This is a genomic window from Streptomyces sp. ISL-12, from assembly GCF_018614415.1.
In the GTDB taxonomy this organism is placed as follows: domain Bacteria; phylum Actinomycetota; class Actinomycetes; order Streptomycetales; family Streptomycetaceae; genus Streptomyces.
In genome coordinates this window covers 1-19,520 of sequence record NZ_JAGGOO010000143.1, presented here as the reverse complement: position 1 = coordinate 19,520, position 19,520 = coordinate 1, and the positions used below count along the sequence as shown (strand labels likewise).

Genomic DNA, 19,520 nt, shown 5'->3' with positions numbered 1-19,520 from the left:
GTCGGCTGCGGTGCCGTCGAGGCCGGTGCCGTGGGCCGGTGCGGCAGGGGCGGGTGGCCGTACGGGCCGGAGGCGTCGGCGGCCGGCGTGTGCGCGGCGACGACGGTGGACGGCTGGGCCTGGAACGGGGACTGGAAGGAGGGCTGGGGCTGGGGCTCGTCCTGCCGGTCCGGGAAGACCCATGCCCGGAAGAGCAGGAACCGCAGCACCGTGGCCGCGAGGTTGGCGGCGATGAGCACCGCCAGCTCGGTGGAGTGCGCCGCGCCGTCCGTGGCCGCGTTCAGCGCGGCGAGCGAACCGCTGGTGAGAACCAGGCCGATGCCGAAGACGACCAGCCCCTGCGCCTGGTGCCGTACGGCACCGCCCCGGCCGCGCACCCCGAAGGTGAGCCTGCGGTTGGCGGCGGTGTTGGCGACCGCCGAGACCAGCAGGGCGAGGGCGTTGGCGATCTGCGAGCCGCAGAAGGTCCGGAAGCCGCTGTAGAGCAGCAGGTAGAAGAGGGTGGACAGGGCGCCGACGACGCAGAACCCGACGAGCTGGCGGGCCAGTCCGCGCGGTACGCCGGCCAGGTCGCGGTCGCGCGGGTCGTCCCCGAACGGCCGGGCCAGCCGGTCCAGCGGCAGCGAACCGGTGGCCAGCGCCCGCCCCACCCGCCAGACGCCCTTGAGGTCGTCGGTCGCCGTCTTGACGATGTGCACGGTGGAGTCGGGGTCGTCGACCCAGTCGACCGGGACCTCGTGGATGCGCAGCCCCGCCCGCTCGGCGAGCACCAGCATCTCGGTGTCGAAGAACCAGCCGGTGTCCTCCACCAGCGGCAGCAGCACCTGGGCGACGTCCCGGCGGATGGCCTTGAACCCGCACTGCGCGTCGGAGAAGCGGGCCTGGAGCGAACCGCGCAGGATGAGGTTGTAGGAGCGGGAGATGAACTCCCGCTTGGCGCCGCGCACCACCCGGGAGGAACGGGCCAGCCGGGAGCCGATCGCCAGGTCCGAGTGACCGGAGATCAGCGGGGCCACCAGCGGCAGCAGCGCGTTGAGGTCGGTGGACAGGTCGACGTCCATGTAGGCGAGGACCGGGGCGTCGGACGCCGACCAGACGGTCCTGAGGGCCCGGCCGCGGCCCTTCTGCTCCAGCCGGAAGGACCGTACCTCCGCCAGCTCCGCCTCCAGCCGCGCGGCGACCTGCGGGGTGGTGTCCGTGGACGCGTTGTCCGCGATGGTGATGCGGAAGGCGTAGGGGAAGGTGCGCGCGAGGTGCTCGTGCAGTCTGCGCACGCAGGGCTGGAGGTCCTTCTCCTCGTTGTAGACGGGGATCACTACGTCCAGGACAGGCGTACCGGCCCCCGCGGCCGGGAGGTGCTCCCGCGCCGGCAGGGTGCCCGGAGAAGAGTCGGTTCGCATGGCACCGACTCTTCTCAACTGCCCTGTCGCGCCCGTGTGGTGGCGCTGTGTTACACCTGTGAGTGCGATGCCCAGTTTGTCCGGGGGTCGGGCCGGGCGGCAACGGGGGCGGCCGGGACGGGAAGCGCGGGCAGATAGACGGTGAACACCGTCCGTCCGGGCACGCTGTCCACGGTCACCGCGCCGCCGTGCGCGGTCGACACGGCCTGCACGATGGCCAGGCCCAGGCCGGTCGAACCGGTGGACCGGGAGCGGGTGGAGTCGCCGCGTGCGAACCGTTCGAAGACGTGCGGCAGCAACTCGGGCGGGATGCCCTGCCCGTTGTCCTCGATGTCCAGGCACAGCCACGGTCCTTGCCGGCGCACCCGGGCGGTGACCGTCGTACCGGGCGGGGTGTGGTTGCGGGCGTTGCCGAGCAGGTTGACCAGCACCTGCTGGAGCCGGGCGGCGTCCGCCGAGACCAGGGCCGGTTCGTCGGGCAGTTCGAGGCGCCAGTTGTGGTCCATGCCGGCCGCGCGGGCGTCGCTGACGGTGTCCACGACGAGGGGGACGAGGTCGGTCTGCTCGAACTGCAGGGGCCGTCCCGCGTCCAGCCGGGCCAGGAGGAGGAGGTCCTCGACGAGCAGGGTCATCCGCCCGGCCTCGGACTCGATCCGGCCCAGCGCGTGCCGGGTGTCGGGGCCGACCTGTTCGCGTCCCCGGCGGGTGAGTTCGGCGTACCCGCGGATGGAGGCGAGCGGGGTACGCAGCTCATGGCTGGCGTCCGCGACGAACTGCCGCACCCGCGTCTCGCTCTCCTGGCGGGCGTGCAGGGCGCCGTGCACATGGTCGAGCATCCGGTTGAGCGCGGCACCGACCCGGCCGACCTCGCTGTGCGGGTCGCACTCGGACTCCGGGACCCGCTCGTTGAGGTTGACCTCGCCGGTGTGCAGGGGGAGTTCGGAGACGCGGGTGGCGGTGGCGGCGACCTTGCGCAGGGGGCGGGTGGCGACGCCGACGATGATCAGGCCGGCGAGCGAGGCGGCGATCAGGCCGGCGACGGTGACGCTCACCTCGACGAGGATCAGGGTGTTGATGGTGTTGTCGACTTCGGCGGTCGGGATGGCGACGTAGTACGCGCCGCTGGGACCCGACTTGTAGGTGACGCGGTAGTCGCCGAGGCCGGGGATCTCCACGGTGTGCTTGTTGTTGTCCTGGGCGACCGAGGCGAGCGCGGCGATCTGCGCGCTGTCCAGCTCCTTGCCGTTCAGCGACAGGTCCTCGTCGGACTTCTTGCCGTACGCGGCCTCCGTGATCTCGCCGTCGACGACCTTGCCCGCGATGGTTCCGGAGGGCTGCGGGCCCTCGGAGACGAACTCGGTGACATCGGGCTGCTCATCGAGCTTCTGGTTGCCGCCGCCGATGCCGCCGCCGGTGACGCCGCCCTTGTCCCCGTCCTTCGGGCCGCCCGGCGGTGTGAAGTCGCCCGAGGCCCGCATGGCGACCTCGCTGAGCTGTCCGTCCAGCTGCTCGTACAGGTGCGACCGCAGCGCCAGCGTGGTCACACTGCCGATCACCGCGCACACGACCGCGATCAGCGCCACCGACGCGACGACGAGCCGCGTCCGCAGGGTGCGCGGACGCGGGCGACGCGGGCGCCGGCGCGGTCGCCGGCCCGTCATGACACCGCGGGCTTGATCAGGTAACCGGCGCCGCGCCGCGTGTGGATCATCGGCTCGCGGCCGGCGTCGATCTTGCGCCGCAGGTAGGAGATGTACAGCTCGACGACGTTGGCCTGGCCGCCGAAGTCGTAGGACCACACCCGGTCGAGGATCTGCGCCTTGCTGAGCACGCGCCGCGGGTTGCGCATGAGGAAGCGCAGCAGCTCGAACTCGGTGGCGGTGAGGTGGATGTTGTCCCCGCCCCGCGTCACCTCGTGGCTGTCCTCGTCCAGGGTGAGGTCACCGACCACGAGCACGGAGTCGGACCGGCGGTCGGCCGCACCGGAGCGCCGGATCAGCCCGCGCAGCCGTGCGACGACCTCCTCCAGGCTGAACGGCTTGGTGACGTAGTCGTCCCCGCCAGCCGTCAGCCCGGCGATACGGTCCTCGACCGCGTCCTTCGCGGTCAGGAACAGCACCGGCACGTCGGGCAGCTCGCGGCGCAGCCGGCCGAGCACGCTCAGCCCGTCCATGTCCGGCAGCATCATGTCCAGCACCACGGCGTCGGGACGGAACTCGCGCGCGATCTGGATCGCGCCCTGCCCGTCCCCGGCACTGCGGATCTGCCAGCCTTCATAACGCAGGGCCATGGACAACAGCTCGGTGATCGACAACTCGTCGTCCACCACAAGCACTCGGACGGGGCTCCCGTCCGGCCTCAGCAGTTCGGTGCGCCCCTGGGGCGAGGTCGTGGTCATGCTTCACACCATGTCGGGAGCCTCTGAGAACATGCTTTCCCCAACCTGTGATTTCTCTGAGAAACACAGACACCTCTCAGGAAGCCGCACAAGCTCCCGGCACACGGGTCACGCGGGTCAGAACAGCCCGTCCTGCCGTACCCCGCCCGCCACCGCCCGCGAGGACGGCAACGCCCGCAGCGCCCGCAGCGCCCGCACCGGTACGTCGAACCGCTCGTCGCCGCCGGCCGGCCCCAGCCCCCAGCCGGTCATCAGCCGGGTATCCAGTACGACGACCCCGCGCTCCGTCGCCAGATGCAGATCCGGCCCGGCGGCCGCCACCAGCTCACCACTGACCGTCCCTCCCCCGACCAGTTCGGTCACCTCTCCGACGACCCCGGCACGGGACGCCGCCGCCCCGGCCCCGCTTCCGGCACCGGATGCCCCCGCCCCAGCCTCGGCACCCGGCTCCCCCACCCCGGCCGCGACACCGGACGCCCTCGCCCCAGCCGCGACACCGGACGCCATCGCCGCCGCACCGGACGTCCCGGCCACAGCCGCCGCGCCGGACTCTCCCCCCAGCCCGAACACCCGTACATGATCCACAGCCCGGAACGGCTCCGGCGTCAACGACTCGGGCCAGCCGCCCAGCCCCACCGCCCGCCCGTGCAGCTCCTCGATCTCCGCCGCGCGCTCCGCCTCCGTCCCCGGCAGCACCGCCCGCACGGCGCGCTTGTGGGCGTACGGAATCCGGTCGGGCACCCGCAGGGCGGTCCGCAGCAGCTCTTCACTGCGCCGGGCGGCCATCAGCGGCCCGCTGCCCAGCCAGCTGAAGCAGACCGCCCCCTGTTCCAGCAACCGGGCCGGTCCGCGCTCCTGCGCGGTGATCCCCACCTTCACGAGCCCCGGCCCGAACCACGCCAGGTACACCCGGTACGGACGCGGATCGTCCGCGACCGTGTCGGCGGCCACGGAGTGCGCCCGGTCCAGCCGCGCGCACTCCTCGCACCGGCCCCCCGTACTCCGCCCCGGTACGGCCGCCCCCAGCGGGCAGGCGTTCCCCCGCGCTCCGCCACACGTCCGCCCACCCCCTTCCCCTTCCGCGACCTTGAAGGCCACCCGTTTCCCCCAGGTCAGCGCGGTGCGCCGCCCACCGTCCCAGCCCAGCACGGGCCCCTGCGCCGACCACCGGAGCCCTGTGCACCGCCACATCCGTGCCATCTCTGACGAGAGTAGAGGGCACCACTGACAACGCCGCCGACCTCGGACTCCGGGTCCGGGGGCGGGTGCGGGTGCGGGTCCGGATCCGGGGGCGGGTGCGGGTCCGGGGGCGGGTGCGGGTCCGGGGGCGGGTCCGGGTGCGGGGGTGGAGCTAGCCGCGAAGCCCGGTGCGCAGGACGGCGAACAGCCCCCGGGAACGCGTGCCGTCCGGCAGGCGCCAGGAGCCGGCGACATGACCGGCCGCGTCCGGAGGGAGGAGGGGCGCGTCGTCCTGGGCGGGGCGCAGCACCCGGTGGAGGCGCAGGGTCGTGCCGTACGGCGTGGACAGCTCGGTGCCCTCCTGGTCGTCGACGGCCTTGACGGCCTCGACGGTGAAGTCGGCGGGAGCGAGGCCCGCGCCGGCGTAGGAGCGGGTGATCTCCAGGTCCGGGGTGTCGCTGATGTTCTGGTCCTGGGCCCCGACCCGGCCCTCGATCAGCGCCGTCAACTGAGCGAGCAGCACCGGATCGTGGCAGCCGTCGTAGACCCAGCGGCGCCCCAGCACCCCGTGCTCCGCCGTGCCGACGAGGGCGTGGTCCGCCCCGTCGAGCGGGGCGCCGCGATAGGTGAGCGGCATCAGGTAGGTGACCGGACCGGGACCGGAGGCCCCGGTGACCACCATGAACTCGATCCCGACCGCGCCCTGCGGGTCGTCCAGCCGGAAACCACCGGCCTTGGCCAGTTCCGGTTCGCCCGCGCCGCCGCGGTACCAGGGCCGGGACGGCAGCCAGGAACCGAGCAACTCCAGCTTGGTGGGCTTGAGGACGGTGCGGTGGATGACGGCCATGCCCGGATTCCCTTCCGTAGGACGTAGGACGCAGGACGCACGCCAGAGGCCCCGTGGACTGATCCACGGGGCCTCTGATCTGCTGTGCACTCGGCAGGATTCGAACCTGCAACCTTCTGATCCGTAGTCAGATGCTCTATCCGTTAAGCTACGAGTGCTTGTCTTGCTGTTGTTCTGTTGTCGTCTCCGCTTTCGTCCTTTCGGCCCGCTCGCGGCGACAGGAAGAACATTACATGACTGCCGCCGTCATGTGAAATCCGTTCCCCCCACCCCTTGTGACCTGCGAGAACGCGCACCACCAGGGCACGGGGCACACGACGAAGCCCCGGCCGGGAGCCGGGGCTTCGTGTTCTTGTGCGGAGGCGGAGGGATTTGAACCCTCGATGGGCTTTAAGACCCAAACCGCATTAGCAGTGCGGCGCCATAGACCGGACTAGGCGACGCCTCCAGACAACACATCCTCTCGCGTGAGCGCGAGCGGTGCTTGCCGATGATGACACAGCCGAGTGCGGTGTCACCAATCGGCTCCCACGGTACTAGGCGGGCGCCCCGCAGGGCAAAGCCCTTACCGTCGGCAGGGGGAGCGCAACGTCCGGCGGGTTGACGCGTTGAACAGGCCATGTTCCAGGTCACCCGCTTCCTGGGCGCCACCGCCCTCTGCGCCGCCGCCCTCGCGTCCCTGTCCGCCGCGCCCACCGCCGCGGCCACCGCTCCGGCCGGCCCGGCCGCCGCCCCCACCCCCGCCGTCCCCGCCTCCCCCGCCGGCCGCTTCGCCCCGCCGCCGGTCCGGGACGAGGACCGCGCCCACCACCTGACGATCACCGTCCGGGACGCGGGCGCGGGCAAGGACGGGACGTACGAGCTGTACTGCCGTCCCGGCCGCGGCAGCCACCCCGACCCGGCCGGCGCCTGCGCCGCCGTCGACCGGAGCACCCGGGCGGGCCAGGACGCCTTCGCCCCCGTCCCCGAGGGCAGTTTCTGCACCATGCAGTACGGCGGCCCGGCCACCGCCCACGTCACCGGCGTCTGGGCCGGGCAGCGCGTCGACGCCACGTACGACCGGCGCGACGGCTGCCGGATCGCCCGCTGGAACCGGCTGGTCCCGCTCCTGCCCGACCTGGGACCGGCCGCCTCCTGACACCCGTCTCCCGAGCGCGCTCCGGGACACGCCCGGAGCGCCGGTACAGGCCGGGGACAGGGAGCGGAACGGTTCCGCGAAGGTCTCGCAAAGGTCCCGCGACGTCAGGGCGTACGGACACGCGTTCTCCGTCACTTCGACGTACGGCGTCCCTCGCATCCGGCGCCGCGGGCGGGACCTCAGCCCTTAGACTCCCTCGGGTGACACGCCGCGGGCCGGTTGGCAAGATGGCCCGAGCGGTCGGCAAGGTGCGGTAACAGGGAGGAAGGCGTTTCGTGAGCGGCAGGCCATCCCGGGGCGCTGCTCGCCTCGCAGCCATACTGGACGCGCTGCCGGACGCGTTGGTCCTGGTCAACGCCAACGGAACCGTCGTCAACGCGAACACCATCGCGCTGGAGGCCTTCGAGGCGCCCGGCACCGCGCTGGTCGGACGCGGGCTGCTGGACCTGCTCCCGGAGTTCGACTCCAAGCTCATCCCCGGCTCCATGCGGCGCCCCGACCACGTAGATCCCCGGGCACGGACCAAGCCGACCCGCATGGTGGCGCGACGGACGGACGGCTCCGAGTTCCCCGTCGAGGTCGCCAGCGCCAACCTCGACTCCGGCCAGCAGGCGTACGACGCCTACGGCTATCCCGGCGACGAACTTCTGATGCTCGTCGTCCGCGACCTGTCCGGCACCGTCGACACCGAGGCGGAGCTGGCCCGCTCGCAGCGGCAGACCGAGATGATCCTGCGGGCCGCGTCCGAGGGCGTCGTCGGCACGGACACCGACGGGCGGATCGTCCTCGTCAACCCGGCCGCCGCCCAGACCCTCGGCTACCGCGCCAGCGACCTCGGCGGACGCGAGCTGCACACCCTCGTCCTGCACTCCCGCGCCGACGGTTCCCCCTTCCCGTACGACGAGTCGCCGCTCGCCGACACCCTGCGCTCCGGGCGCAAGCACCGGGTGCGCGGGCAGGTGGTGTTCACCAAGAGCGGCGACCCGTTGCCGGTCGACCTCACCACCGCCCCCGTCCGGGACGGCGACCAGCTCGTCGGCGCCGTGATGACCTTCACCGACCGGCGGCCCCTCGACGCGCTGGTGCAGGAGAAGGAGGAGGCGGACCGGCGCCACGCCGAGGAGCTGGAGCGGCTCGCCGAGGAGCACGCCTCCGAGCTGACCGCGCTGCGCCAGCGGCACGTGGCCGAGCTGGAGGAGCTGACCGAGAAGCACGAGGAGGCGCTGGCCGCCAACGAGGAGCGGTACGCCGCCCTCGGCGAGCGCGAGAAGGACCGCTACGAGGCCCTCTCCGCCCGGCACGAACAGCTCCTGACGCTGCTCGGCACGTCCCTGCGCGGCCCGCTGGAGGAGCTGCGGCGGGAGCTGGGCGCCCTCGCCTCCGACGACGCCGGCCAGCTGTGGCCCGAGGCCAACCAGGTGCTGCACCACCTCTCGGCGGGCTACTCCCGAATCACCACCCTCATCGACAACGTACTGGGGTACCAGCGGCTCGACGCCGAGGGCGGCGGGGGCGGCGGGGTGACCCGTACGAAGGTCATGCTCGACGCGGTCGTCGCGGCCGGGGTCGACGGGGCCGTGGAGCTGGTCGGGCCGGGGCGGGTGCAGTTCGCCGTGCACGCGCCGCCCATCGAGGCCGAGGTCGACGCCCGGCTGCTCGCCACCGCGCTCGCCCACCTCGTCGCCGACGTGGCCGGGGTCGACGCGACCGGCAACGCGCCCGTCTCGGCGGGCGGTTACATGGACAACACGGTCGTGGTGGCCGCCGCCCAGCGCGGCGAGGTCGTGCGCATCGAGGTGCGCGGGCCGTACGCCGGCGGGGACCCGGTGCACGAGCCGATCGTCCGCGGGATCGTGCGGGCGCACGGCGGCGTGCTCCAGACGCACGAGGTGCCGGGGATGAGCGGCAGCGCGTACGTCCTCGAAGTGCCGATCGGGGGCGGGGCGGGGGCCGTTCCGGCCTCCGCTCCGGCTCCTGGCGGGGTCGTCGCGGTGCCGGAAGCGGCGCCGGTGTCGGAGGCCGCGCAGGAAGCGGTGCAGGAAGCGGTGCAGGACGGTCCGGTTCCTGGGTCGGACGGGACCGTGCCCGGTGAGCAGGGACCGGGCGGCGGCGGGCGGCGACGGGCCCGGCGGGCCTCGGTCGACGCCTTCCTGGAGAGCGAGGTCGGGGGTCCCGCCGGGGGCGACGGGGCGGCGGATGCCGGCACGCCGACCGGCCGGCGCAGGCGCCGCGCGGCTGCGGAGCCCGAGGCGGCACCGGCGCCGCTCCCGGCACCGGCACCGGCCCCGGCTCCGGCCGAGGGGTCCGGCGGCACCGGGCGGCGACGCGGGCGGCCCGCCGAGGACGCGGGCGGCGGTCCGGCCGCCCTGGAGGCGGCCACCGGGCTTCCCGGGGTCTCCGAGGGTGCCGTCGTCACCGCCGCCGAGCACGCCGCCGGGACCGCGGCCACGGGCAACAACCTGGGCGGGACGGTTCCGCCGAGCGGGGTTCCCGCGCCGGCGCAGGGGGCTCCCGCCCCCGAGGCTTCCGGCCGACGCGCCCTGGGCGCCGACGGTGCACAGCACGCGCTGCCGCCGGCGCTTCCCGCGCAGGGCGGCGAGGCCGCCGCGCAGGCCGAGGCGGACCAGCCGACCGGACGCCGGCGCCGGGCCCTGGCCTCGGCAGCCGAGCGCGCCGCCGCGCAGGAGGCGGGCCCCCGGCAGGTCTTCGCCCTGCCCCCGGCCGAGGCGGACCGCCCGGCCGCGCCGGTGAGCGGACAGCAGGCTGTGGCTCCTGGGGCGGCGGGGGCGCTGGGCGCCTCGGGGGCGGCGGGGGCGCTGGGCGCCTCGGGGGCTCCGGGTGCTTCAGGGGCTTCAGGGGCTTCGGGTGCATCAGGCGTTGCTGGCGCGTTGGGGACTCACGGCACTTCTGTGGCCTCGGGGGTTTCTGTGACTCCGGGGAGTCCTGTGGCTCTGGGGGCACCTGTGGCTCAGGGGACTCCTGGGGCAGGGGCTCAGGGGACTCCTGGGGCAGGGGCTCCGGGGGCTCCTGTGGCTCCGGGGGCTGGGCAGGCTTCGATGCCGGGTACGGGATCGGGTGCCGGTGCGGGTGCGGGACAGGTGCCGGGTCAGGTGCCGGGTCAGGTGCCGGGTCAGGTGCCGGTGCCGGCTGCGGGCCACATGCCGGTGCCGGCCGCGGAACAGGTTCCGGGGCAGCTCTCGGTACCGGCCGCCGGTCAGGCCCCGGTACCGGCCGCCGGTCAAGTCCCGGCCCAAGCCCCGGCCCCGGTTCAGGTCCCCGGGCAGATGCCGACCCAGGCCCCGGGCCGGCCCGCCGTACCGACCCCCGGTCAGACCCCCGTACCGGCTGCGGGCCGGTCCGCGGTGCCGATTCCAGGACAGCCGCCGGCCCAGGCCCCGGCCCCCGCCCGGACGCCCGTCCCGCCCGCGGGCGGTCAGATCCCGGTTCAGGTCCCCGGGCAGATGCCGATCCAGGCCCCGGGCCTGCCCGCCGTACCGGCCTCAGGTCAGACTCCCGTACCGCCCCCTGGCCAGCCCCCCGTACTCGCTCCCGCCCACGCCCCGGTCGCCCCTCCGCCCGGGCCCGTCGACGTACCGGTGGACGGTGGTCGGCACGACGCCGTCCCGCAGGATCAGGCCGAGGACCACACCCCGCCGCAGCCGCACCCCACCACCGCGCCGACGGGCCGTCGTCGCCGGGCGGTCGGGACGCCGCCGGAGGCGTTGGACCCGGCGGAGGCCGCGGCGGACCCGGCCGGGGCGCAGTCCGGGGTCGGTCAGCCCCTGCCCCAGCCGCAGCACCAGCCCCAAGCATCCGTGCCGGCCGCCGCGCCCGCTCCGGCGCAAGCGCACGTACCGGCGCAGGCGCAGGCGCACGCCCGGACGCAGGTCCCGCAGCAGGACGGCCCCGGCCGGCCGCAGTCGTGGCCCGCCGTCGGTGACACGTCCGGCGCCGGCCTCCCCGTACCGCACCAGGCCCCCGCGTCCCCGAACGCCGCGGAGTCCTCCGTCACCTCCGGGCGGGGCACCCCGCTGCCGCCGGAGAACGTGCCCCGGGCGGCGCAGCCGCTGCCCGCCGAGGCCGCCGCCCCGGTCGATCCGGACTCGACGCAGGGCCGGGCGATCAGCGTGCGGACGCTGGGGCAGGGCGTGCCGTTCAACCGGCAGGCCGCCCAGGTGCAGCAGCCGACGGCCACGCCCGCCCCGCACCACCCGAACGGTTCCGGCCGCCGCCGCAAGCTCGGTACGCCGCCCGACCCGGCCGCCGGACACCCGGAGCAGGGAGCGCAGGGGACGGCGGCCCGGCCGCACCCGCAGCCGCCCAGGATCGGGCAGCCGACCGAGGGCACCGGGCGGTCGTACGCCATAGGGGCACCGGACAAGAACGCCGCCGAGGGGCCCGAGCCGCTGGACGGGCCCGGCGGTGCCGTGGAGGTGGCCGACCCGCCGCGTCCGCAGCCGATGGACGACGAGCTGCCCCCGGAGCCGCTGGACAACCCGCGCCGGCTGCTGGTGTGGCCCGCGCCGGACGTCAGTACGCAGCAGGCGCTGAGCGACCGCGGCTACCGGCCGGTCATCGTGCACTCGCGCGAGGAGGTCGACGCGCAGATCGCGGCGTTCCCCGCCGCGCTGTTCGTGGACCCGCTGACCGGGCCGATCACCCGGACCGCCCTCCAGTCGCTGCGGCAGGCGGCCGTCGCGGCCGAGGTGCCGGTGATGGTCACGGCCGGGCTGGGGCAGGCGTCGCGGGACGCCGCCTACGGTGCCGATCCCGCCGTACTCCTCAAGGCGCTCGCGCCCCGGGACAGTGAGCAGCATCCGCCGCGGGTGCTGCTGATCGAGGAGCACGCGGAGATCGCGCTGGCGCTGACGGCGACGCTGGAGCGGCGCGGGATGCAGGTGGCGCGGGCCGCGAGCGACGCGGACGCGGTGGCGCTGGCGGGGCAGTTCCGGCCGAACCTGGTCGTGATGGACCTGATGCGCACCCAGCGCCGGGAGCCGGGCGCCGGATTCGCCGGCATCATCGACTGGCTGCGGGCGAACGGGCAGCTCAACCGCACCCCGCTCGTCGTCTACACCGCCGCCGTCGACCAGGCCGACCTGCCGCGGCTGGCCTCGGGCGAGACGGTGCTGTTCCTGGCGGAGCGGTCCACCAGCCCCGAGGTGCAGGCCCGGATCGTGGAACTGCTCGCCCGGATCGGGACCAACTAGGGCCTGTCGCCCGCGCCGACCGCGACGATCCTGCGCGCCGCCTCCTTGATGGAGTCGCGCAGGCGGGCGGCGTCGGGGGTCTCGCCGCCGACCAGGATGCGTTTCATCTGGGGGACGACCATCGCCCAGTTGGTCATCGCGACCAGCAGGAAGAGCAGGTCGGAGGCGGGGATCGCGTCGGTGACCACCCCGCGCCGCTGGCCGTCCCGTACGGCGGCGACCTTGCGGGCGTAGTGCTCCTGGCGTTCGGCCTCGTGGGGGAGTTCGGCGGCGCCGTACTCCAGGCCCTCCCAGAAGAGCAGGCGCAGCAGTTCGGGGTGGGCGGCGTGGTAGTCCATCAGGCGGTCGACCCAGCCCTCGATGTCGTCCGGGTCGAACGGGACCGAGCCGGCCAGGTCGACCATCTTGTGCTCGAGGACGGTCGCGAACAGCTCCGTCTTGTTGCCGTAGTAGGCGTAGATGAGCTGCTTGTTGGCCTTGGCCTCGGCCGCGATGCGGTCGATGCGGGCGCCCGCGACACCGTGCGCGGCGAACTCCGCCACCGCCGCCTCGAAGATCCGGGCCTTGGTGGCCTCGGGGTCCCTTGCTGCCATGAGCCCAGGGTAGCCGGACGCGGTAACCAACTGTTTGGTTGACACCGGTCGGGAATGCGTCGCAGACTCCGGTGGTTGGCTCCAACCAACCAGTTAGTTAGTCGCGAGTGCGTGAAGGAGTACGTCCTCCCATGTCGTCGTCACCAGCAGCACCGACAACCCGGGCCCCGGCCGACGGCAAGGTCCGTGACGCGCCCGTACAGCAGCGGCCCGCCCTCCGCTCCCGCCTCTTCCTCCCCCTGATAGCCGTCTGCACCGCCGCCACGGCCGCCAACATCTACATCGCGGCCCCGCTGCTCCCCCTCATCGCCCGCGACTTCGGCTCCACCCCCTCGGCGGTGGCCTGGCTCGCCTCGGTCGCGCAGTTCGGCTACGCGGCCGGCCTGCTCTTCTTCGCCCCGCTCGGGGACCGGGTCAACCGGCGCCGGCTGGTCGCCGTCCTGACCCTGGCCGCCGCCGCTGCCCTGGTCGCCGGCGCGGCGACCAACGGGACGTACGCCCTGGCCGGCGCCGTCCTGGTCGCCTCGGCCGCCACCGTCGTACCGCAGCTCCTCGTCCCGCTGGTCGCCCAGCGCGCCCCCGCCCACCACCGGGCCCGGCATGTCGCGGCCGTCATCGCGGGCCTGTTCACCGGCATCGTGGCGGCGCGGGTCGCCGGCGGGCTGGCCGGGCAGGCCTTCGGCTGGCGCTGGGTCTTCCTCGGCGCCGCCGCCCTGACCGCCCTGCTGGGCGTGGCGACCGCGGCCGTCCTGCCCCGGGAGACGCCCCGGCACGGCGGACCGCTGTTCGCCGGGCTCGCCGCGCTGCCGGGGGTGCTGCGCGGCTCGCCGGACCTGTGGCGCGCGTGCGTGCGCCAGGCGGGGATGTACGGCGCGTGGAGCGCCATGTGGACCTCGCTGGCGCTGCTCCTGACCGGGGACGGGGACGGCGGGTACGGCATGACCACCGCCGCGGCCGGGCTGTTCGGCCTCTTCGGGCTGGCGGCGAGTGTCGTCGCCCCGCTGGCGGGCGGGCTGGTGGACCGGTTCGGCGCCGCCAGGGTCGTACGGACCGCGTACGTCGTCGCCGCCGTCTCGGTGCCGCTGTTCTGGCTGGGCGGTCACGTCATGGCGGCGCTGTGCGCGGCGGCGGTCCTGGTGCACGTGGCCCTGGTCGCCTCCCACGTCGCCAACCAGACCCTCGCCCTCACCACCACCTCCGCCCCGGCCACCGCCAACACGGCCTACGTCGTGGCCGGCTTCGCGGGCGGCGCCACGGCCTCGGCCCTCGCGGGCTCCGCCTTCACCCACTGGGGCTGGGGCGGCGTGTGCGCGGTGGCCGGGGCGTGGCTGGTGCTGGGCTGGGCGACGACGGCGGTGCGCCCGCGCCGGGCCACGGGCGTCACCGGCGGGTGACGGTCCGTTCCCCGGCGGCGTACCGGCATCACAGGCGGTGACGGACCGGTCTCCGGCCACGTACCGACATCGCTGGCGGGTGACGGTCCGTTCCCCGGCGGCGTACCGGCATCACTGGCGGGTGACGGGCAGCTCCCCGGCCACCTACCGGCATCACAGGCGCGTGACGGGCAGCTCCCCGGCCACCTACCGGCATCACAGGCGCGTGACGGGCAGCTCCCCGGCCACCTACCGGCATCACAGGCGCGTGACGGGCAGCTCCCCGGCCGCGTACCGCCGCCGCAGCACCTTCTTGTCGAACTTGCCGACGCTCGTCTTCGGCACCGCCTCGATCACCGTCCAGCGCTCCGGGAGCTGCCACTTGGCGATCCCCCGCTCGTCGGCGAGGAAGGCGCGCAGGGTCTCGAAGTCGGCCGCGGCGCCCTCCCGGAGGACGACCGTGGCCAGCGGACGCTCGCCCCACTTGTCGTCGGGTACGGCGACGACCGCTGCCTCGGCGACGTCGGGATGGGCCATGAGCGCGTTCTCCAGCTCGACGGACGAGATCCACTCGCCGCCGGACTTGATGACGTCCTTGGCGCGGTCGGTGAGGGTGAGGTAGCCGTCGGGGGAGATGGTGCCGACGTCGCCCGTCTTCAGCCAGCCGTCCGCGCTGAACTTGTCGGCGGGGCGGAGGGGTTCGGCGGCCGGTCCGCCGTAGTAGGCGCCGGCGATCCACGGGCCCCGGACCTCCAGCTCACCGGCCGATTCGCCGTCCCAGGGCAGGCGTTCGCCGCCCGGTCCGGTGAGGCGGGCCTCGACGCCGGCCGCGAACCGGCCCTGGGTGAGGCGGTAGCCGAACTCCTCGTCCGTACCGATCGCGTGGGCCGGCGGCCGGGCCACCGTGCCCAGCGGGGAGGTCTCGGTCATGCCCCAGGCGTGGCAGACCCGCATGCCCAGCGCGTCGAACGCCTCCATCAGCGACGGCGGACAGGCGGAACCGCCGATGGTCACCTGGGTGAGGGACGAGACGTCCCGGGGCTGGGCGGTCAGCTCGGCGAGCAGGCCCTGCCAGATGGTGGGGACGGCGGCGGCGTGCGTCGGCCGCTCTGCCTCGATCATCCGGGCGAGCGGCGCGGGCTGCAGGAACCGGTCCGGCATCAGCATGTTCACGCCGGTCATGAAGGTGGCGTGCGGCAGCCCCCACGCGTTCACGTGGAACTGCGGTACGACCACCAGGGAGGTGTCCTGGTCGGTCAGGCCCATCGACTCGGCCGTGTTGACCTGCATGGAGTGCAGGTAGACGCTGCGGTGGCTGAACACCACGCCCTTGGGGTCGCCGGTCGTGCCGGAGGTGTAGCACATGGCCGCCGCCGCGCGCTCGTCCAGCTCCGGCCAGTCGTACGCGGCCGGCTTCCCGGCGATCAGCTCCTCGTACTCGTGGACCTGGGCGGACGCTCCGTCGAGCGGGGTCCGGTCGCCGGCCCCCGAGACGATGACGTGCTCCACCGTCTTCAGGTGCGGCAGCAGCGGGGCGAGCAGGGGGATCAGCGAGCCGTTGGTGATCACGACGCGGTCGGCCGCGTGGTTCACGATCCAGGCGAGCTGTTCGGGCGGAAGGCGGAGATTGAGGGTGTGCAGGACCGCACCCATGGAGGGAATCGCGAAGTATGCCTCGACATGCTCGGAGTTGTTCCACATGAGCGTTCCGACGCGGTCGTCGTCGCCGACCCCCAGGTCCTCGCGCAGGGCGTGCGCGAGCTGGGCGGCGCGGGCGCCGATCTCGGCGAAGGAACGGCGGTGCGGGTCCCCGTCGCCTGTCCAGGTGGTCACCCGAGAGGTGCCGTGGACCGTCGACCCGTGGGTCAGGATCCTGGAAATGAGCAGCGGTACGTCCTGCATCGTGCTCAGCACGGTGACCTCCCGGGGCGACATTGCCTACGCGGCGGTAAGGGGTGCGCTGATTCTGCGCACGTACCGCGCGGTATGTCACTAGGTACCGGTGATCGATCACCGGCGGAGCGGGTCCGGGCGGCCCGCCCGGCCGCTCACCGGCATCCGGAGCAGCCCTTTCCGGTGTCCCGGGTCACCGGGATATGCCCAGCTCAGGGTGGAGTTCGGGGTCCTCGCGGAGCTTGCCCAGGGCGCGGGAGACCGCCGACTTCACCGTGCCGACGGAGACGCCGAGCACTTCGGCCGTCTGGGCCTCGCTGAGGTCCTCGTAGTACCTGAGGACGACCATCGCCCGCTGGCGGGCGGGCAGCTTCAGGATCGCCCGCCACATCGCGTCGTGCAGCGCCTGCTGCTCGGCCGGGTCGCTCCCGCCGGGCACGGGCTCCGGCTCGGGCAACTCGTCGCAGGCGAACTCGTCGACCTTGCGCTTGCGCCACTGCGACGTCCGCGTGTTCAGCAGGGCCCGCCGGACATAGCCGTCCAGCGCGCGGTGGTCCTCGATCCGCTCCCAGGCGACGTACGTCTTGGTGAGCGCGGTCTGCAGCAGGTCCTCCGCGTCGCTGGGGTTCGCGGTCAGCGACCGGGCGGTGCGCAGCAGCACCGGCTGCCGGGCCTTCACGTACGACGCGAAGGACGGGTACGAGAACGGCTGGTACGGCAAGGTCTGCGTCGCCGGCCTGGCGGCGTCCGAAGCCCTGGTGCAGACGGGTGTGGTCATGTCTCAACGCTATGAGCGACGGGTACGCCCCCGGATCGCCCGCAGGTCCCGAAGCGGGCTCCGCCTCAGGTTGTAGGGGCGGGGCCGGCCGCACCTCCTGTAGGTGGACGAGGGGTGGAGGGCGGATGAGGGTTCACCCCTGGGGGGTGGGCCCGGAGGACGGGCCCGGAGAGTGGGCGCCGGACGGAGAGAAAACGCCTGCGCGACGGTACCGGAGTACCGCCGCGCCGACGTGTTGCGACCCCATGAAGCACCCACACTTCGGAGGGAGGGACCGGGCCGGTGCCGGTGAGCGCACCCGCACCGGTCCCTCAGCTCACCACCACAGCGGGGTGAAGTTGACGGCGACGTTCTCGTTGCCCTGGTTGATGGCCGTGAACGCGGAGCCGTCGACCTGCGCGGTGTTGCTCTGGTTCGAGGCGCCCGAGCCGACCGCCTGCTGCTGGGTGGTCGCCGAGTTGCCGTTGTTGTCGTCACCGACGCCGCTGCCGATGACGCCGGCGTAGGCCTCGGAGGCGGTCGCGTTCGATCCGTCGTCCGCGAAGGCGCCGTTGTCAGCGGTGGCCACGCCGGCGAAGAGGGCGGCGGCGAGCGGCAGGGCGGAGACGGCGGCGATGACGCGGGCGGTACGGATGCTTGCCATGTTGTTCCTCCTGAAGGTGCGCACCGGCCGCTGCCGGCGACACGAGAAGTACCTGAACCAGCCTTTTCACCAGGGCAGTTGGCCATCCGCCCCGGTTCCGTGCACGACGTCGCGTGATCAGAGTTGCCCATCGGATCACCGGCGAACCACCCTCATAGCCCTGATTCGCCCTCAAGCGTGAGGACAAGTAGATAAACCCCTTTGCACCCTTGCGTCGCACTCAGGACACGAGAGACGGCAACACCCCAAACGCCGCAAGAGGTGAAGCGTTCCGGCACCGCCGTCCCCGCCACCCCGCACCCGCGCGCCCCGCACACCCCCCTTCCCTTCCTCGAACACGTATACGAAAATAAAGTCATGGCCACCCCCCATCGGCAGGCCACGACGCCGGCCCTCGCACACGCCCTGTCAGCCGCCGAACGCGGACTGGCCGTCATCCCGCTCTCCCGGACCAAGCTCCCGGCCCTGCGCTCCCCCCACCGCGAGGACCCCGGCGGACCCGCCCCCTGCCGCGGCGAGTGCGGACGTCCGGGCCACGGGGTCCACGACGCCTCCACCGACCCCGCCCGCATCCGCGAACTGTTCACGGCCGCCCCCTGGGCCACGGGCTACGGCATCGCCTGCGGCCTGCCGCCGCACCACCTCATCGGCATAGACCTGGACACGAAACCGGACGGGGACTCCTCGACCGCCCTGCGCGAACTGGCCCTGCGGCACCTGTTCACGATCCCGCCCACGGTGGTCGTCCTCACCCCCAGCGGAGGCCGCCACCTCTGGCTGACCGGCCCGCCCGACGTCGCCGTCCCCAACTCGGCCGGCCGCCTCGCCCCGGGCATCGACGTCCGCGGCGCCGGCGGCTACCTCGTCGGCCCCGGCTCCCGCACCCGGCACGGCGCGTACGCCATCGCCCCCGGGACCGCACACCTGGCGCCCGCACCCTGCCCGCGCGCCCTCCTGCGCCTCCTGCTCCCCGCGCCCCGCACCCGCCGCTCCACGCCCTCCACCGACGCCGCCCACGGCCAGGGCCTCGTCCAGTTCGTCCGCTCCGCCCACCAGGGCCAGCGCAACACCCGCCTGTTCTGGGCAGCCTGCCGCGCCTACGAGAACGGCCTCGGCCCCACCCTCACCGACGCCCTCCTCGACGCGGCCCTCCACACCGGCCTCACCGAACCCGAGGCCCGAGCCACCCTCACCTCAGCGGCCCGCATGACGGGGCACCGGCCCTGACGTCCCCGCACCGCCGAACGACGGACGACCCCCGACCGTCTTGCCTGGTCAGGGGCCGTCTCTCTGCGGTGGGTGTGGGATTTGAACCCACGGTGACATCGCTGCCACGACGGTTTTCAAGATCTTTCGAGGTTTTGGCGGATGTGCTACTCCGCCGCAGGTCAGACGGGTGCGAGCGCCCCGGCGGAGCCGTCGTCATCGTCCTCGTGCCCGCTACGTGCCCCAGGGGCGAGGTCGTTCCCGTCGTGCCCGTCGAGCCAAGAGTCCGCCGCTTCGGCGACCTGGTCATCACGACCGGCGACGGGCCGGGCGTAGTGCCGGGTGGTAACGCTCGCGTTCGAGTGTCCGAGACGATGCGCGGCGGTCATCACGCCGTACCGGTCAGCGACCCACGTGCCGTGCGAGGCCCGGAGGTCGTGCGGCGTGACGTCAGTCAGCCCGGCCGCCGTCACGGCGGGGTCGAAGTACGTGTAGCTACACCAGCGTAGCCGCCGTGTGCCTACCCAGTAGGCATTCTCAGTGCGCATCGACTACCAGAACGATCTGTAGGAGCGCGGTACAACTTTCCCTACTTGATCAAGGCGGCTCGCTCCGCTCACCGCGCGCGACCCGGCCCCCGGCCGGGCCTGCGCTCCTGTCTCCGCCCCGCTCCAGCCCGGCCGGTACCCGTGCCGCGCTCAGGCGGATGATCCAAGAACCGGGAGTTGATCAGCGCGTAGAGCGGCGTGCGGTCAGAGCGGATGCCTCCGGCGGGGGATCGGTCGGCACCGGGATGGAAGGGCGCCGTCGCCGGCTGCGGGCCCGTAGGGGTGCGCGAGGGAGCTCCCATCCCGTCCGCCGT

Annotated in this window: 13 protein-coding genes, 2 tRNA genes and 1 pseudogene; 4 read left to right on the top strand and 12 right to left on the bottom strand. The window is 73.7% G+C overall.

Annotated elements, in window-relative coordinates; all coding sequences use genetic code 11:
- The 7 genes from J7I94_RS32865 to J7I94_RS32830 all read right to left on the bottom strand — a co-directional run.
- On the bottom strand, positions 1 to 1,400 hold a 1,400-nt coding region (locus J7I94_RS32865), incomplete at its 3' end, for a bifunctional glycosyltransferase family 2/GtrA family protein (RefSeq protein ID WP_251076098.1).
- Between the two features lie 50 nt (positions 1,401 to 1,450).
- Positions 1,451 to 3,061 carry a cell wall metabolism sensor histidine kinase WalK gene (locus J7I94_RS32860; RefSeq protein WP_215173126.1) on the bottom strand — a complete coding sequence of 537 codons (1,611 nt, stop codon included), beginning with the start codon at positions 3,059 to 3,061 and terminating at the stop codon, positions 1,451 to 1,453.
- The gene (locus tag J7I94_RS32855) at positions 3,058 to 3,798 is read right to left on the bottom strand and encodes a response regulator transcription factor (protein WP_215173125.1); all 741 of its coding nucleotides are present in this window, start codon (positions 3,796 to 3,798) and stop codon (positions 3,058 to 3,060) included. Before J7I94_RS32855 ends, J7I94_RS32860 begins: the two co-directional genes overlap by 4 nt.
- Before the next feature lie 117 nt (positions 3,799 to 3,915).
- Positions 3,916 to 4,998, bottom strand: coding sequence for a DUF2797 domain-containing protein (locus J7I94_RS38795; RefSeq protein WP_374198468.1), 1,083 nt, complete (start codon positions 4,996 to 4,998; stop codon positions 3,916 to 3,918).
- Between the two features lie 151 nt (positions 4,999 to 5,149).
- A complete protein-coding gene (locus J7I94_RS32840; protein ID WP_215173122.1) occupies positions 5,150 to 5,824 on the bottom strand; it encodes a 1,4-alpha-glucan branching protein in 675 nt (224 codons plus the stop codon).
- Between the two features lie 85 nt (positions 5,825 to 5,909).
- Positions 5,910 to 5,982 (bottom strand) — tRNA-Arg (locus tag J7I94_RS32835).
- 199 nt (positions 5,983 to 6,181) lie between these two features.
- Positions 6,182 to 6,272, bottom strand: a tRNA-Ser gene (locus J7I94_RS32830).
- A 171-nt stretch (positions 6,273 to 6,443) separates the two neighbouring features.
- Here J7I94_RS32830 and J7I94_RS32825 point away from each other — a divergent pair.
- Positions 6,444 to 6,962 carry an SSI family serine proteinase inhibitor gene (locus J7I94_RS32825; protein ID WP_215173120.1) on the top strand — a complete coding sequence of 173 codons (519 nt, stop codon included), beginning with the start codon at positions 6,444 to 6,446 and terminating at the stop codon, positions 6,960 to 6,962.
- A 275-nt stretch (positions 6,963 to 7,237) separates the two neighbouring features.
- Positions 7,238 to 12,172 (top strand): PAS domain-containing protein, encoded by a 4,935-nt coding sequence (locus J7I94_RS32820; RefSeq protein ID WP_215173117.1) that lies wholly within the window; start codon positions 7,238 to 7,240, stop codon positions 12,170 to 12,172.
- Here J7I94_RS32820 and J7I94_RS32815 read toward each other — a convergent pair.
- A complete protein-coding gene (locus tag J7I94_RS32815) occupies positions 12,169 to 12,765 on the bottom strand; it encodes a TetR family transcriptional regulator (protein ID WP_215173113.1) in 597 nt (198 codons plus the stop codon). The two genes, J7I94_RS32820 and J7I94_RS32815, sit on opposite strands and share 4 nt — an antisense overlap.
- A 131-nt stretch (positions 12,766 to 12,896) precedes the next feature.
- Between J7I94_RS32815 and J7I94_RS32810 the strand changes: the two genes are divergently transcribed.
- Positions 12,897 to 14,159: an MFS transporter gene (locus J7I94_RS32810; protein WP_215173111.1), complete on the top strand. Its 1,263-nt coding sequence runs from the start codon at positions 12,897 to 12,899 to the stop codon at positions 14,157 to 14,159.
- 237 nt (positions 14,160 to 14,396) lie between these two features.
- On the opposite strand, the gene J7I94_RS32805 is transcribed toward J7I94_RS32810, so the two are convergent.
- The 3 genes from J7I94_RS32805 to J7I94_RS32795 all read right to left on the bottom strand — a co-directional run bounded on the left by J7I94_RS32805 (position 14,397) and on the right by J7I94_RS32795 (position 17,452).
- Positions 14,397 to 16,073 (bottom strand): long-chain fatty acid--CoA ligase, encoded by a 1,677-nt coding sequence (locus tag J7I94_RS32805; RefSeq protein ID WP_215173109.1) that lies wholly within the window; start codon positions 16,071 to 16,073, stop codon positions 14,397 to 14,399.
- Positions 16,074 to 16,224: 151 nt separating this feature from the next.
- Entirely contained in the window at positions 16,225 to 16,809 is a 585-nt protein-coding gene (locus J7I94_RS32800; RefSeq protein WP_215173106.1) for a SigE family RNA polymerase sigma factor, read from the bottom strand.
- A 316-nt stretch (positions 16,810 to 17,125) separates the two neighbouring features.
- Positions 17,126 to 17,452 carry a hypothetical protein gene (locus J7I94_RS32795; RefSeq protein WP_215173104.1) on the bottom strand — a complete coding sequence of 109 codons (327 nt, stop codon included), beginning with the start codon at positions 17,450 to 17,452 and terminating at the stop codon, positions 17,126 to 17,128.
- A gap of 357 nt (positions 17,453 to 17,809) precedes the next feature.
- Here J7I94_RS32795 and J7I94_RS32790 point away from each other — a divergent pair, with 357 nt between their 5' ends.
- Positions 17,810 to 18,679, top strand: a complete 870-nt coding sequence (locus J7I94_RS32790; RefSeq protein ID WP_215173102.1) for a bifunctional DNA primase/polymerase — start codon at positions 17,810 to 17,812, stop codon at positions 18,677 to 18,679.
- A 161-nt stretch (positions 18,680 to 18,840) separates the two neighbouring features.
- Here J7I94_RS32790 and J7I94_RS32785 read toward each other — a convergent pair.
- Positions 18,841 to 19,149, bottom strand: a pseudogene (locus J7I94_RS32785) (tyrosine-type recombinase/integrase); the annotation flags it as partial.
- Positions 19,150 to 19,520: the final 371 nt, after the last annotated feature.

Excerpts from the sequence above, each read along its gene's own strand:
- J7I94_RS32795 (WP_215173104.1), bottom strand. The coding sequence starts at position 17,452 with ATGGCAAGCATCCGTACCGCCCGCGTCATCGCCGCCGTCTCCGCCCTG.
- J7I94_RS32840 (WP_215173122.1), bottom strand. The coding sequence starts at position 5,824 with ATGGCCGTCATCCACCGCACCGTCCTCAAGCCCACCAAGCTGGAGTTG.
- J7I94_RS38795 (WP_374198468.1), bottom strand. The coding sequence starts at position 4,998 with ATGGCACGGATGTGGCGGTGCACAGGGCTCCGGTGGTCGGCGCAGGGG.
- J7I94_RS32815 (WP_215173113.1), bottom strand. The coding sequence starts at position 12,765 with ATGGCAGCAAGGGACCCCGAGGCCACCAAGGCCCGGATCTTCGAGGCG.
- J7I94_RS32855 (WP_215173125.1), bottom strand. The coding sequence starts at position 3,798 with ATGACCACGACCTCGCCCCAGGGGCGCACCGAACTGCTGAGGCCGGAC.
- J7I94_RS32800 (WP_215173106.1), bottom strand. The coding sequence starts at position 16,809 with ATGACCACACCCGTCTGCACCAGGGCTTCGGACGCCGCCAGGCCGGCG.
- J7I94_RS32790 (WP_215173102.1), top strand. The coding sequence starts at position 17,810 with ATGGCCACCCCCCATCGGCAGGCCACGACGCCGGCCCTCGCACACGCC.
- J7I94_RS32825 (WP_215173120.1), top strand. The coding sequence starts at position 6,444 with ATGTTCCAGGTCACCCGCTTCCTGGGCGCCACCGCCCTCTGCGCCGCC.
- J7I94_RS32860 (WP_215173126.1), bottom strand. The coding sequence starts at position 3,061 with ATGACGGGCCGGCGACCGCGCCGGCGCCCGCGTCGCCCGCGTCCGCGC.
- J7I94_RS32805 (WP_215173109.1), bottom strand. The coding sequence starts at position 16,073 with ATGTCGCCCCGGGAGGTCACCGTGCTGAGCACGATGCAGGACGTACCG.
- J7I94_RS32810 (WP_215173111.1), top strand. The coding sequence starts at position 12,897 with ATGTCGTCGTCACCAGCAGCACCGACAACCCGGGCCCCGGCCGACGGC.